At 53.2% G+C, this 13186-nt stretch carries 13 protein-coding genes; 5 read left to right on the top strand and 8 right to left on the bottom strand.

The genetic code is table 11. The features are described 5' to 3' along the window. Positions 1 to 19: 19 nt before the first annotated feature. Positions 20 to 478, bottom strand: a complete 459-nt coding sequence (locus BXP70_RS03375) for a DoxX family protein (protein WP_086592628.1) — start codon at positions 476 to 478, stop codon at positions 20 to 22. Positions 479 to 690: 212 nt separating this feature from the next. Here BXP70_RS03375 and BXP70_RS03370 point away from each other — a divergent pair, with 212 nt between their 5' ends. Then, entirely contained in the window at positions 691 to 1668 is a 978-nt protein-coding gene (locus BXP70_RS03370; RefSeq protein ID WP_086592627.1) for a GlxA family transcriptional regulator, read from the top strand. A 73-nt stretch (positions 1669 to 1741) separates the two neighbouring features. On the opposite strand, the gene BXP70_RS03365 is transcribed toward BXP70_RS03370, so the two are convergent. The 3 genes from BXP70_RS03365 to mfd all read right to left on the bottom strand — a co-directional run bounded on the left by BXP70_RS03365 (position 1742) and on the right by mfd (position 6395). Next, positions 1742 to 2290: a GNAT family N-acetyltransferase gene (locus BXP70_RS03365; protein WP_086592626.1), complete on the bottom strand. Its 549-nt coding sequence runs from the start codon at positions 2288 to 2290 to the stop codon at positions 1742 to 1744. A gap of 19 nt (positions 2291 to 2309) precedes the next feature. Then, positions 2310 to 2693: a hypothetical protein gene (locus tag BXP70_RS03360; RefSeq protein WP_086592625.1), complete on the bottom strand. Its 384-nt coding sequence runs from the start codon at positions 2691 to 2693 to the stop codon at positions 2310 to 2312. Between the two features lie 261 nt (positions 2694 to 2954). Further along, complete coding sequence (gene mfd / locus BXP70_RS03355; protein WP_086592624.1) at positions 2955 to 6395, bottom strand: transcription-repair coupling factor; 3441 nt, start codon at positions 6393 to 6395, stop codon at positions 2955 to 2957. A gap of 519 nt (positions 6396 to 6914) precedes the next feature. On the opposite strand from mfd, the gene BXP70_RS03350 reads away from it, so the two are divergent. Next, positions 6915 to 7655: a metal-dependent hydrolase gene (locus BXP70_RS03350; protein ID WP_086592623.1), complete on the top strand. Its 741-nt coding sequence runs from the start codon at positions 6915 to 6917 to the stop codon at positions 7653 to 7655. Between the two features lie 579 nt (positions 7656 to 8234). Continuing rightward, complete coding sequence (locus tag BXP70_RS03345; protein ID WP_086592622.1) at positions 8235 to 9221, top strand: NYN domain-containing protein; 987 nt, start codon at positions 8235 to 8237, stop codon at positions 9219 to 9221. A 108-nt stretch (positions 9222 to 9329) separates the two neighbouring features. Here BXP70_RS03345 and BXP70_RS03340 read toward each other — a convergent pair whose 3' ends face one another. Next, positions 9330 to 9776, bottom strand: coding sequence for a PaaI family thioesterase (locus BXP70_RS03340; RefSeq protein ID WP_086592621.1), 447 nt, complete (start codon positions 9774 to 9776; stop codon positions 9330 to 9332). Positions 9777 to 9857: 81 nt separating this feature from the next. Next, entirely contained in the window at positions 9858 to 10295 is a 438-nt protein-coding gene (locus tag BXP70_RS03335; protein ID WP_086592620.1) for a GNAT family N-acetyltransferase, read from the bottom strand. A gap of 125 nt (positions 10296 to 10420) precedes the next feature. Here BXP70_RS03335 and BXP70_RS03330 point away from each other — a divergent pair, with 125 nt between their 5' ends. Continuing rightward, positions 10421 to 10918, top strand: coding sequence for a YajQ family cyclic di-GMP-binding protein (locus tag BXP70_RS03330; RefSeq protein WP_086592619.1), 498 nt, complete (start codon positions 10421 to 10423; stop codon positions 10916 to 10918). A 52-nt stretch (positions 10919 to 10970) separates the two neighbouring features. Continuing rightward, the gene (locus BXP70_RS03325; protein ID WP_086592618.1) at positions 10971 to 11738 is read left to right on the top strand and encodes a TerC family protein; all 768 of its coding nucleotides are present in this window, start codon (positions 10971 to 10973) and stop codon (positions 11736 to 11738) included. 74 nt (positions 11739 to 11812) lie between these two features. On the opposite strand, the gene BXP70_RS03320 is transcribed toward BXP70_RS03325, so the two are convergent. Together BXP70_RS03320 and BXP70_RS03315 are read right to left on the bottom strand one after the other, a co-directional pair. Beyond that, positions 11813 to 12586, bottom strand: coding sequence for a J domain-containing protein (locus BXP70_RS03320; RefSeq protein ID WP_086592617.1), 774 nt, complete (start codon positions 12584 to 12586; stop codon positions 11813 to 11815). Next, positions 12583 to 13005, bottom strand: a complete 423-nt coding sequence (locus BXP70_RS03315; RefSeq protein WP_086592616.1) for a hypothetical protein — start codon at positions 13003 to 13005, stop codon at positions 12583 to 12585. The genes BXP70_RS03320 and BXP70_RS03315 overlap by 4 nt, the downstream gene beginning before the upstream one ends. Between the last annotated feature and the right edge of the window lie 181 nt (positions 13006 to 13186).

Here is a 13186-nt window from a genome sequence, read left to right as displayed (position 1 = left end):
ATATTCCCGACCTAGGCAGCTACGCGACCAAGCCAGCGGTTGGGGTTAGTGTCTTTTCTGTTGGCTCAGATGCCAGTTTTAGGGCAGAGGGTTGCCTCTGACTACTTAATTGCGCCAGCCGCTTTTTCCAGAGGAAGTAAGACGTGAGCAGCACCGCCAGAAACAGGAAGGGTGACAGGATCAGCGCCAAACTGTCGCCGGCGTAGGCCCGGGAAGCAGCGGCACCCAGCATGTTGATCGTGAAGCCGGCATAAGCCCACTCCTTCAGGGTGCGAAACGCGTTCTGAATAAGCGCTAATGCGCCCAGCGTTTTGCCTACGCCGATAATGGTGAGGATATAGACCGGATAGCCTAGGTGGCGCATAATTTCTTGCCCCTCAGCCGAGCGCATCATTTCAACGACCCCGGCCATCAGCATGGAGAGGGAGCACAAAATGGTAAGGGCCCAGTAAAAGGTGGTGAGCGTTTTTGGTTTCATAGCTTAGGTAGTGAGAAGTGGAAATCGTAAAAAACCTATGTGCCTTATGCACAACACAAAGGTGTACGAAAACCGAGGGACACTACGGGGGCAAATGCGGCGAAAGCCGGGTGAATTGCGACAAATTTTAGCAGGATATTGCGAAATATTTTAGCACATTTACCCCGTCGACTTCCGCTTGCTTATTATCCACGTCACGTCCGTTTCCGGTTATGAAGCATATCACCATCCTGGTTCCACGCGGGGCCGTGCTAGGCAGCATCGAAGGGCCCCGCCTGGTGTTCACCGAAGTGAATGCCCTGCTACAGCGCATGGGCAAGCTGCCCTTGTTTCAGGTGCAACTCGTAGGCCTAGCCCACGAAACGCCGGTGTGCGGGGGGATGTACAACGTGTACACGGAATTGCTAACGGAGCACCTCGACCGCACAGATCTGGTCATTATTCCGGCCGTGGATGGCAACCCAGCCGACGCGTTGCAGGCTAATCAGGACTTTATTCCTTGGATCGTTCGGCAGTATAAGCAGGGCGCTGAAGTAGCGAGCTTATGCCTAGGCGCCTTCCTGCTCGCCTCTACTGGGCTGATTGCCGGCCGGAAGTGCACCACGCACTGGGCCGCCGCTAATGACTTTCGCCGCATGTTCCCGGAGGTGGAGCTGGTGGAAAACAAACTTATCACCGACGAGCACGGCATTTATTCCAGCGGCGGGGCTTTTTCCTACCTTAACTTGGTGCTCTACCTCATCGAGAAATACGCAGGCCGCGATATGGCCGTACTGTGCGCCAAGGTGTTTCAAATTGATATTGAGCGCGTCAGCCAGTCGGCCTTCGTCATCTTCAACGGGCAGAAAGAACACAGCGACGAGCCGGTGAAACGCGCCCAGACCTACATCGAGGACAACTACCAGGAGAAGATAACGGTTGATCAACTCGCTGATATGCTCGCGCTGAGTCGCCGCAACCTAGAGCGCCGCTTCAAGAAAGCCACCGCCAACTCCGTGGTCGAGTACATTCAGCGGGTGAAGGTGGAAGCAGCCAAGAATAGTTTAGAGTCGTCGCGCGAGAATGTGAACGAAGTGATGTACAACGTCGGCTACACCGACCCAAAAGCGTTTCGGGACACCTTCAAGCGCATCACCGGTTTGTCGCCCAAGCAGTACCGAGACAAATACAGCCGGGAGCGAGTAGCCTAGGATGCTCGAAAACTTTCACGCTAGGCCGTCATGCTTCGATCAGCGCAGCAGAACGGCCTAGCGAATGCGTTATCTATTCCATTATCCGCACCAAGGACTTGTCATACAGCGCTAGCCAATCGCGCCGCAAGATGGCATAGAGCAGCTCGTCCTCAAACTCACCTTGGTCGTTCACTCCCGATTCGCGCATCACGCCTTCCAGTTGAAACCCTAGCGTTTTTTCGATGGAGCGTTTCGACGCCAGATTGGAAACGCGGCAGCCGGTGGCTACCCGGTTCAGACCTAGGATTTCAAAAGCTAGGTAGAACAGGTGCGGCTTGCTGCGGGGCGTAATCCCCCGGCCGCGCATGTGCTCAAATAGGTCGGCACCAGTCGAGCCGGCGCGTTCTTCCCAGCTATCCACCGTCAGCAGCGTCATGCCGGCTAGCTCGTCGCCTAGCATGGAATAGAAGCCAAAATTGGTGCGCTGGCTGCGTTCGTAGCGCGGCAGGTAGTTGCGAAACAGCTCTTCCAACATCGACTTGGAATCCGGAAAGCCTTGGAACAGCTCGTAGACCTCAGCCAGGTTGTCGTCGTTGATGAGATAGAGCGTTATCGAATCCGACTGCAAGGCGTTGAACATGGCGCGGCTGTTTTTGGGGCTACATGGCGGAGGTGGTGTCAGTCGGTTTGTAGCGCACGTAACGGTTTAGCTCGGCAGAAAAGAAGATGACACCTAGGGCTATTAGGCGTAAGAAGCCCAACAGAGAAAAGCCGAAAACATAGTTCCCGTCGGGAAAGCTCAAGAGGAGCACCGAGCCAATAATGAACAGCTGCACCATCTGCCAAGCTACCATCAACCCTAGGCTAGGTCGCCGGCGCAGAAACATACTCAGCAACAGCAGCACAGTGATGGTAGAACTGGTGTGATAATGACCGGTTTCGGAAACGAACCATAGCTTGTGCCACTGCGGTAGCTGATCGGCCACCAGCAGGCACATGCCCACAAAACCTAGGTGCCACCATGCTTTTTGGTTTGGGTTCATTGCACGAGGGTTTTACAATCAGCAGCTTACAACGAAATATAGCAAACTGCTTAGCCTATTCCTACTAGCCACTCCGCGCCACGTGGCCCAAGCTAAGTAGCGACACAACATGACCTATTCCCTGTAGAGCCACTTTTTAACATTCCTGCCAAAGCTTGACGCAACTTTGAAGCTGCCATCTTATAAAAACAATGCTGCCCCACCAGCTTCCAAACATAGGAAACTAGCGGGGCAGCGCTGTATCTTATTGGCAACCAGAACCTAGCCTTCGTCCTCGTTGTCGTTTGCCGAACCTGCTAACACGGGTTGCTCGGCTTTTTCTTCGCTACCTAGCTCACTAAGGATACGCTTGGCGGCCTGCACGTTTTTCACTTCCTCAATGCTAATGATGAGCTGGTCTTTCCGCTCCTTCATGCGAGCTTTAGTGGGGTGAGTTTGCACGTAGTTCAGGATGTTGCCGAACTGTGCTCCTTGGAAGTACGCCTCGTTGTTTTCGGCTTGGATGTAGCCTTTCAACAAGTCTTTCTTGAGCGTAATCTTCTCGAAGCCAGCCTGGCACCCCTGCCAGCGTAGCTTTACAATGTCGATGAGCTGCTCCACCTCATGCGGGAGCGGGCCGAAGCGGTCAATCATACCGTTCACCAACTTGCGCAGCTCAGCCATATCTTTTACCCGGTCGAGCTTCGAGTAGAGCTGTAAGCGCTCCGATACGTTGGTCACGTACTGCTCCGGAATCAGGATTTGCAGGTCCGTTTCGATGTTGCACTCCTTCGGGCGGGCTACAGCGGCGGCTTCCTGCAAGCGCCCTGTGGAGTCACCCAGGAATAGGTCACGGAACTCCGTTTCCTTCAGTTCCTGCACTGCCTCATCCAAAATCTGGTGGTAGGTCTCAAAACCTAGGTCGTTGATAAAACCGCTTTGCTCACCACCCAGCAGGTTGCCGGCGCCCCGAATGTCGAGGTCGCGCATGGCGACGTTGAAGCCGGCTCCTAGGTCCGAGAATTCCTCCAGCGTGTTTAAGCGCTTGCGGGCATCGGCGGGCAGGTTGGCTACGGGTGGCGTAAGCAGGAAGCAATACGCTTTCTTGTTGGAGCGCCCTACGCGGCCCCGCATCTGGTGCAAGTCACTCAGGCCGGTGAGGTGAGCCCGGTTGATAATCATGGTGTTAGCGTTCGGAATATCCAAGCCGCTCTCAATTAGGTTAGTGGCGACTAGCACGTCGTACTCGCCTTCCACAAACTTCATCATGCGCTTTTCAAGCTGGTCGCCCTCCATTTGGCCGTGCACATAAGTCACGCGTGCATCAGGCACAAGGCGCATAATCATGGCCACCTGCTCCTCAATGTCTTTCACCCGGTTGTGCACATAGAACACCTGCCCTCCACGCTTTAGCTCGCGAGCTACCGCGTCGCGCACGATGGTTTCATCAAACACGTGCAGCTCCGTTTGCACCGGCTGCCGGTTCGGCGGCGGCGTGGCAATCACCGACAAGTCGCGGGCGCCCATGAGCGAGAAGTGCAGCGTGCGCGGAATTGGCGTAGCCGACAGCGTAAGCGTATCCACGTTTACCTTCAGCTCCTTTAGCTTGTCTTTGGTCTTTACCCCAAATTTCTGCTCTTCGTCAATGATCAGCAGACCTAAGTCCTTGAACTTGATATCCTTGTTAGTAAGGCGGTGCGTACCAATCAGAATATCGGTCTTGCCCTCTCCTACCCGACCTAGGGTCTCCTTGATTTGCTTCGTGGTTTTGAAGCGGTTCACGTACTCCACCGTCACGGGTAGGTTGGAAAGCCGCTCGCGGAAGGTTTGGTAGTGCTGCATCGCCAAAATGGTGGTTGGCACCAACATAGCCACTTGCTTGCCATCGGCCACGGCTTTGAAGGCCGCCCGAATGGCCACTTCCGTTTTGCCGAAGCCCACGTCGCCGCACACGAGGCGGTCCATGGGGTGTGGCACTTCCATATCGTGCTTCACGTCTTCGGTGGCCTTGGCCTGGTCGGGCGTGTCCTCGTAGATGAAGCTTGACTCTAGCTCCGCCTGCATGAAGCTATCCTTAGAGAAAGCATAACCCGGCGCCGTTTTGCGCTTGGCGTACAGCCGAATCAGCTCGGCCGCAATGTCTTTTACCTTCTTCTTAACAGTCTTTTTCTTGTTCTCCCACTCCGGCGAACCTAGCTTGCTCATGGTCGGCGGCGTACCTTCAGCGCCACTGTACTTGGCAATTTTGTGCAGAGCATGCACGCTCACCGTCAGCACGTCGTCGTCGCGGTACACCAAGCGAATAGCTTCCTGTACCTTGTCGTTTATTTCCACTTGCATCATGCCGGCGAAGCGCGCAATACCATGATCTTGGTGCACCACGTAGTCGCCGGGCTGGAGCGTGCGCAGTTCCTTGAGCGTAAGCGCCTTTTTCTTCGAAAACTTCCGCACTTCCTGGGTGCGGTAGTAGCGCTCGAACAGCTGATGGTCGGTATACACCACGAGCTTCAGCGTCTCATCCACGTAGCCTTCGCGCAGGGCGATGAGCAAGTGCTGAAACTGCACGTTGTTGTCTAGTTCATCGAAGATGGTGCGAAGCCGGTCGGCTTGTCGCACCGAATCGGCCGCGATGATATTAGTGTAGCCTTGTTCCTGGTTCTGCTTCAGGTTCTTGACGATGCGACTGAAGTCCTTATTGAAGCTAGGTTGGGGCTTGCTAGCAAAGGCAAACTCAGTGGGTGTTTTAAAGTAAAAGCGCTTCCCAAACTCCACCACCGTGAAGTTATCGAGGTGCTTCTTCACCGACTTTGCCGTCTCGAATAAATCCTCCGGCTTGCTCACAATCTGTACACCGCCGCCTTCTTCTAGCACCTGCTTGAAACCTTGCTCGGCCTTGTCGAACGACTCGTCTATCACATCCAGGGTTTGGCGCATGTCCTTGACCCAGATGGTTGTGTTGCGCGGAATAAAGTCCAGGAACGCTTCGCGCTTTTCTTGCAGGAGTTTGGTCTGCACGTTGGGCACGATGCTGATGTACTCGCGCTTTTCCACTGAAAGCTGGCTTTCCGGGTTGAACGTGCGGATGCTTTCTACCTCGTCGCCGAATAGCTCAATGCGGAACGGCAACTCGTTGGCGTAGCTAAACACGTCCACGATACCCCCACGCACGGCGTACTGGCCCGCTTCGTACACAAAATCGGTACGCTCGAAGTCGTATTCGGCCAGCATTTCGCCGAGGAAGTTCACGTCGAGCTTGTCGCCTACCTTAGCCGAAAATGTGTGCTGCACCAAGCTCTGCCGGTTGATCACCTTCTCGGTCAGTGCCTCCGGATAAGTCACAAGCAACTGCCCAATTTTCTCCCGAGAGTTCAGCTGGTTCAGCACCTCGGAACGCATGAGCACGTTGGCATTTTCCGTTTCGTCGAACGCGTAAGCACGCTTGTAAGAGCTAGGAAACAGCAGCGGATCGTGCTCATTGCCAAGCAAATGTTGCAAGTCAGCCAAGAAATAGCTCGCCTCGTCCCGGTCGTGCAGAATGAATAAATGGTGTTGTTCAGGTTGTAGCTTGTGCAGCGTCACGGCTAGCACCGCATCCTGGCTGCCCACCAAGCCACGAATATGCAGACGCCGCGCGGCATCAGCCGGCACCTCTTTCAAGGCATTGGCTACGTGCAGCACGTCCGGGTCGTGACGATAGAGTTGGATAAATTCGGAGGCTTTCAAAACGGATAGATTCTAAAGCGAGGGGCAAAGGGAGAAGCCCGGCCAAAGGTTTTCTTTGGTCGGGCATGGTACGTAGGCAATACCGTTGGGGCGGCGCGAAAGTTTCCGCCGTACATCCGGAGACCAACTGTAATTTCGACTGAACCCTAGCTCCCAGACGCCGAACAATGAACGAGAACAAGAAAGGCTTACTCCTGAGAGCTTCCAAAATTCTGATCGTGGGGCAGCAGTTGCGTTGCGCAACGCACTACAAGCAAAAAGAAATGATTTAAGTGTTTAACCGCAGCGCCCGAGCTAATAATCCATAAGCTAGGCCAGTAAAGCCGGAAGCCAAAGACTTGCGCATCACCGTCGAACAGGCAAGCAAGCGTATGGTCGGTATTGAATAATTCCTACCTGCTATACATGAGCGTCGCTTGCCAGTAGCCGGTTAAATTGTACTAAAAAAAGCTCTTTAGATTATCACCTGGCTTACCGGGCTAGTATCTTCGCACTCTATTTCTTATCTATTAGCTATTCGTGCGCGGTTCTTCTCATCTGGCCATCGGCCTCATTACCGGCGTCGCCGTTGCAGGCTTGGTGCCTGGCGTGCCTTTTTCCCCTTTTGGTATTGCACTAGCGGGCTTTTCCTCGCTCGCCCCCGATCTTGACCACCCTGATAGTCGCCTGAGCAAGCGGCTAGGTTTTGCACAAAATTATGTCCGTTGGGCATTTGCGGCAGGTGCGCTCTGTATTGCCGCTTACTCATACTTCATTCTGTCGCCTGGCCGCGAACAGCGCATGAGCTACACCGCTGCGCTAGCTTTCGGCCTTATTGGGCTAGGTATGCAAGGTGGCTCGGCGCGTAAGTTGGCGCTTCTGTTCACGGGCGCTAGTACGGCGGTTGTGGGCTTGTATTTTGGTTTTTTGTGGCTTAGTCTGCTAGGTGCGTTCGTGGCGTTGGCGCCTTTCACCGCGCATCGCTCTTGGACGCACACGCTTTGGGCGGCGGCTTTCTGGACCTATACTGGCTACCTCGCCAATCAAGCCCTAGGTTGGCACGGTGTAGCACAATTCGCGGGTGCGGGCTATGCTTCTCACTTAATCGCCGACTCCCTCACCAAACAGGGAGTCCGATGGTTTTATCCCTTCCTAGATACCTCATTGAAGGTTCCGCTTATTGCGACCGGCTCTACCTCTGGGAACTTGTTGGAAGTGGGAATTTGTATTGGTTATGCAGTGCTAGTGTTGGCATTTGTGGTCAACCGAATGCACTTCTGAAGGGTTATTTAGTGGATTTGCCTTATCTCTATATAAAGTAGGACAAACGCAATAACCTATTTAGTCGTTCAATTACCAGCTTCCGTCTACAATACGGTTTATTTCGTCGTTCTTAGACAATAGAGTTTTTCATATAGAAGAACGAAATTGTATCTTTGCATTGGCTACTTTTCAAGCTACTTCCAGGCAATAATTAGGATACAAGACAGCCTTTTACTTGGCGTCTATACTAATTGACAATGTTTTATTTCCTAGTATTGCATCTCCTTAATGTTCTAAGTTAAAATATATGTTAGGCTTTGCTGCATTAGGTGAGTTGGTTAAGCGTCTCGATTGGTCTGCTGCTTCTTAGATTTCTATACATAGGTTAGAGCTTTAGTTGATAAGAAAACTTTACACCCACTGTCCCACATCTCTGTTTTCGGCCGCTTACAGCCGGAAACCATTGGGTTTAGAGTTATGCCAACCTAATCCTCGTACCTTGTATCTTTGCTTGTCTTATGGACTTGCAATAAGTCACTTGCACCAATTCTATCGCTCTGTTTACCACACCCTTTTGCGCACACAAAAATTTCTCGTATGAACCAGATGAATAGCCCACTGATTCGGATAGGCGTCTTCTATGACGGCAATTATTTCCTGAAAATCAGCGATTACTACTACTTCCAACACGAGCGCAAAGCTCGCATTAGCCTGGAAGGACTACATGAATATATCCGTCATCAAGTAGCTGAAGAAGAAGACGTCGACGTACGTCTGAGCCAAATTACTGACTCCCATTTCTTCCGCGGCCGCCTCAGCGCCACGGAAGCCCGTGATAAAGACCGGCTATTCCACGACCGTCTGCTCGACGATATCTTGATGAACCTAGGTATCACCACGCATTACATGCCCCTGAAGACGCGTGATGGCCGTTTGCAGGAAAAAGGTATCGATGTATGGTTGGCCCTCGAAGCTCTGGAGCTAGCCCTGCACAAGAGCTTCGACGTCATCGTGCTTATTGCTGGCGACAGCGACTATGTGCCCCTGATCAAAAAACTCAATACCATCGGCACGCGCGTAATGCTGCTGAACTGGGATTTCAAATACGTAGATTTCAAAGGCGAAAACCGCGTTACCCGCGCTTCGCAACAATTGCTTGAGCATGCCACTTATCCCATCGGCATGCACGACGTAATTGACAACGGCTTGGCTAGCAGCGAAGAAATTATTGAAAACCTCTTCGTAAACCAGCCAGAGCCTGTTGCCTTTCCTGCACCGAAGCCCGTACGCCCAACAGGCCCAACGGCAGCTGGTCCAGTTGGTACGGTAGGTATCAGCACGATCAAAAACCTGAAGAACGGCTTTGGCTTCGTGGTGATGCCACCGAACAACTTGTTCTTTAGCTACGCCGATATGTCGGAGGGCGACTTCAACGACCTGCGCGAAGGCGACTGGGTGGAGTTTACCGTGGGCCGCAACCACCGCGATGAAGACTGTGCCCGCAACGTGCGCAAAGTACAGCCCCCACAAGACAGCGAAGAGTACGAAGAAGAGCCTGAAGCTAATTCGTCTGACCGCCTGTAAGTCGCTTTAGCAGCTGACTTTTAGCCGCCGGATACTCCCCCTGCAATAGGGGAGTATCCGGCGGTTTTTTATAATAGGTTGGTCATTAGTTTGCCGCAGCTTCAACGATTAACCCGCTAGCCCTTCAAAGTCTCGCTTGCTGGCCGGATACCGATTGAAGGTACCTAGGGCACGTGCTACTACGGCATTGTCCCGGTTGTGGCAGGCAATAGTAGCACTGGTTACCACCAGCGTTTTGCCCGTATGCTCTACCCAGCCACGCGCCACCAGCACATCGTGCAGATACACCGGAAGTAGGTAGTTCATCTTGAATTCCACCGTTGATACCAGCTCGCCCGCAGGCATGGCTAGGGTGAGCGCAGCGGCACCGAGCGCCGCATCCATTAGGCCGGCTACCACGCCACCGTGGCAGGTATTTGGCGAGGAAAGATGCTCTTCACGGACGGTCATGGTGTAGGTTACCTCCCCAGGCGCCTGCACTTGCAACTCCATTCCGTTGGTGCGCCCGTAGTGGTTGATCTTGTTATAAATAGCTATCTGCTTCGCGAGGTCCATGGAGCTTGCTGTTCAAAGGCACGACAATCACGTGCTGATTTGTAAATCATTCTTGTTCTTGACGTAGAGTAAACCTGAGCCTTATAACTGCTTACGCATCAGGAAATGCGGGATGCTGCCGAAAAGCGTGTGCGAGGGCGCTACTACTTCGTAACCTAGGCGGAAATAAAAATCAACAGCTGTGTCGCGGGCGTGCAGGATGCACTCGGTTAGCCCACGCTGCCGCGCACTAGCTTCCAGATGTTCCAGTAGTTTCCGCCCAACCCCGTGGCCTTGCCAAGCTGGGTCGACGGCCATGTAGCGAACCTGGCCTTGGTGGGGCCCTGAGGGGTGCAAGCGGGCCACTCCAATCACTGTGCCGGCGGGGTCCGTCAGCATGGCATGTATGGTACTGGGTGCTTCGTCATCGTCGGCGCGCTCAGAACCTAGGGGCTGATTCCACGGGGCACGTAGTACGCGATACCGCAGATCGTAGTAGGCGGCAAACTCGGCCGGAGTGATAGGAGTAGTGAGGTGCATAACAGGGTACACGTAGCAAGCAACAGAAACTGTCAACAATGTAGGCAAACTCCTACCTTTGACCTGCACGCCAACAACCCACTCCGATTGGCGTACAGCCTATTTCACGTATTAGCTGCTGCACTATGGCCTCCTTCGACATTGTAAGCAAAGTAGATCCCCAAACACTGGAAAACGCGGTGAATACCGCCAAAAAAGAGCTTCAAACCCGCTACGACCTGCGCGACACCAAAGGGGGAATTGAGCTGGACAAAAAAGCCAACACCATTCAGCTCAGCTCCGAAAACTCGATGCGCCTGAAGGCGTTGGAAGATATTCTGCTGGGCCGGGCGGTGAAGCAAGGAATTGATGGCACTGCCCTCGATTTCTCAGCTGAGGAACAGGCAGCGGGTGCGCTGGTGAAAAAGACCGTAAAAGTGCGCGCCGGTATCGATAAAGACACGAGCCGCGTCATTATCAAGCTCATCAAAGACAGCAAGCTCAAGGTGGAAGCCCAAAACCAAGACGAGCAAGTGCGCGTCTCGGCCAAAAAAATCGACGACCTTCAGCAAGTTATTGCCGTGTTACGCGGGGCTAGTACCACGATTGGTCAGCCGCTGCAATTCGTCAATATGAAAAGCTAGGCTTATAACCTAGCCCTTCCTCCGCTCACCAACTTTTCAGCTCCTCCACTTAATGTTCGACTTCTCTGCCTTTGCGAATGTGCATACCTGGGTTAGCCTATTGACGCTAACCTTTATGGAAATTGTACTCGGCATCGACAATATCATTTTTATCTCCATCGTCGTCAACCGCCTGCCGCATGAGCAGCAGAAGCGCGGCCGAACCATCGGGCTCTTGCTAGCGCTTATATTTCGCATTGGCCTGTTGCTGAGCATCACCTGGATTGTGGGCTTGAAAGAACCGTTGATCACGCTGGACCTTTCATTTATGCAAGAGCCTAACTTTGGTGTGTCGGGCCGAGACCTTATTCTGTTGGCGGGCGGCTTGTTTTTGCTAGCCAAAAGCACCACCGAGATTCACACGAAGCTGCAAGGCGGCGATGAAGAAATGAACGCTGGCAACTACCAGAGCCTCACGCGGGTGATTATTCAGATCGTGTTGATCGACATTGTTTTCTCTTTCGACTCGATCCTGACGGCGGTTGGCCTCGTTGACAACGTGCTGGTGATGATTGCGGCGGTAATTTGTGCCATGGGTATTATGCTAGCCTTCTCGGGCTACATCAGCGACTTCGTGAACAAGAACCCCACCATCAAGGTGTTGGCGCTGTCTTTCCTGATCATGATCGGTATTATGCTGGTGATGGAAGCCTTCCACAAAGAAATCGAGAAAGGCTACGTGTACTTCGCCATGGCCTTCTCGTTGGTAGTGGAGCTGCTGAATATGCGCATGCGCAAGAAGTCAGCGCCCGTTGTGCTGCGCGACTCTCGGTACGACTAACCTAGCTTGTACTGCACTAAAAAAGCCCGCTGCGATGCTCGCAGCGGGCTTTTTTAATTGTCTTGAGCAATTGCTTACATATTAAGCATAAGCGCGAGCACAATGATAGCTAGCATCGTTGCGATGATTGCAGCGTTGATGTTGGTATTAGGCGGAAGCCTTTTCCATTGTCCAGCTAGAGCTATCAGCGCTAAAAGCCCAGCAAACGCCATCCACGAGTGATAATCGGGCGTAACGGGCAAAGCTTTACCATTTGGGAGTACCGCCGCATGCACAAAGTGAAAAAGCCACGAGGTCTGAATCGTTATGGCGTCGGTGCTCTCGGGGTAATTGGTACTGGTTACGAAGCTGCCGTGCGTGGTTTTGATTAGATAACGAATGCCTGTAACGGCATGGTACTGATCGTAGAAGGCAACAACCGAAGCTTGCACCGTATGCCTTAGTAAGAAATAGTCGACAAATAAGACGCACGGCACCGAGAGCAAGCACCGGCACCAGCGCCGGGCACGCCCAGCGTAATGACTGAAATCAGCCGGCACGACCACCCGACGGCGCCACACCCTCATAGGCGGACGGTGGCCCCTCGGTGGAACGGCTGGTCTCGGCGCAGCTGCTACGACCAGCGGCAGCGGATTGAGCAAGGCCTGTAGCTGCGCATCGTACAACTGACGCCGCGCGACATGACCCAGCACGTCGTAGGCTTCGTTGATAGCTAGGTACCGCTCATGGGCAGCTAGGTCGGGGGTGCGGTCAGGATGCGTCAGCAACACCAACCGACGATAAGCCCGCCGGATATCAGCAGTAGAAGCAAAATTCGATAACTCTAGCGTATGGTAATAATTCTTCATGTAGCAGCGTCGGCCGACGCTACGAGCTCTGCTACCGTAGTCACTTGGCTTTGTACGCGCTGACTAGCTAGCTCCAGCAACCGGCGGTTCAGCTCAGCCCGGTGCTGACGGTAGAAGGCTGTTTCGGCCGGTGTAAATAGGCCACTTATAATGCCAATAATCGTGTAGCGCAACTTCACGTTGCGCGTTAAAAGCTCTGCCACCAACCGCTCACGTTCGGCCACGCTAGCCACCTGAAACGGAATATGGTGTTCTTGCACAAAATCAGCAACCACGAGCAGCAGCAGTTCATTTTGCAGCTTCAACACGGGCCGTAGTGTCCGGTGCAAAAAGTCTCCAACCGTAGCGGTAGGTGTTTCGGATAGCTCGGCAGCAATAGCGGGGCGTAAGGCGAGTAAGGCAGCGGTTAGGTCAAGCATAGTTGCTCATACGTAAAAGCCGTTTTTTGGCAAAAAATAACCCCAGTAAGCTACTTGCTCACCGGGGTTATTTTCCTATTTAGCTGCTTTTGAAGCTAGGTACTAACCTAGGTCCTGGCGTCTCCGCGAGGCTTAGTGCTGAATGAGGATCTTCTTGCTGAAGGAGCCAGCGCTGGTGCGC

Source organism: Hymenobacter crusticola, assembly GCF_002154225.1.
In the GTDB taxonomy this organism is placed as follows: Bacteria; Bacteroidota; Bacteroidia; order Cytophagales; family Hymenobacteraceae; genus Hymenobacter; species Hymenobacter crusticola.
This window is presented reverse-complemented; position numbering and strand designations above follow the sequence as displayed.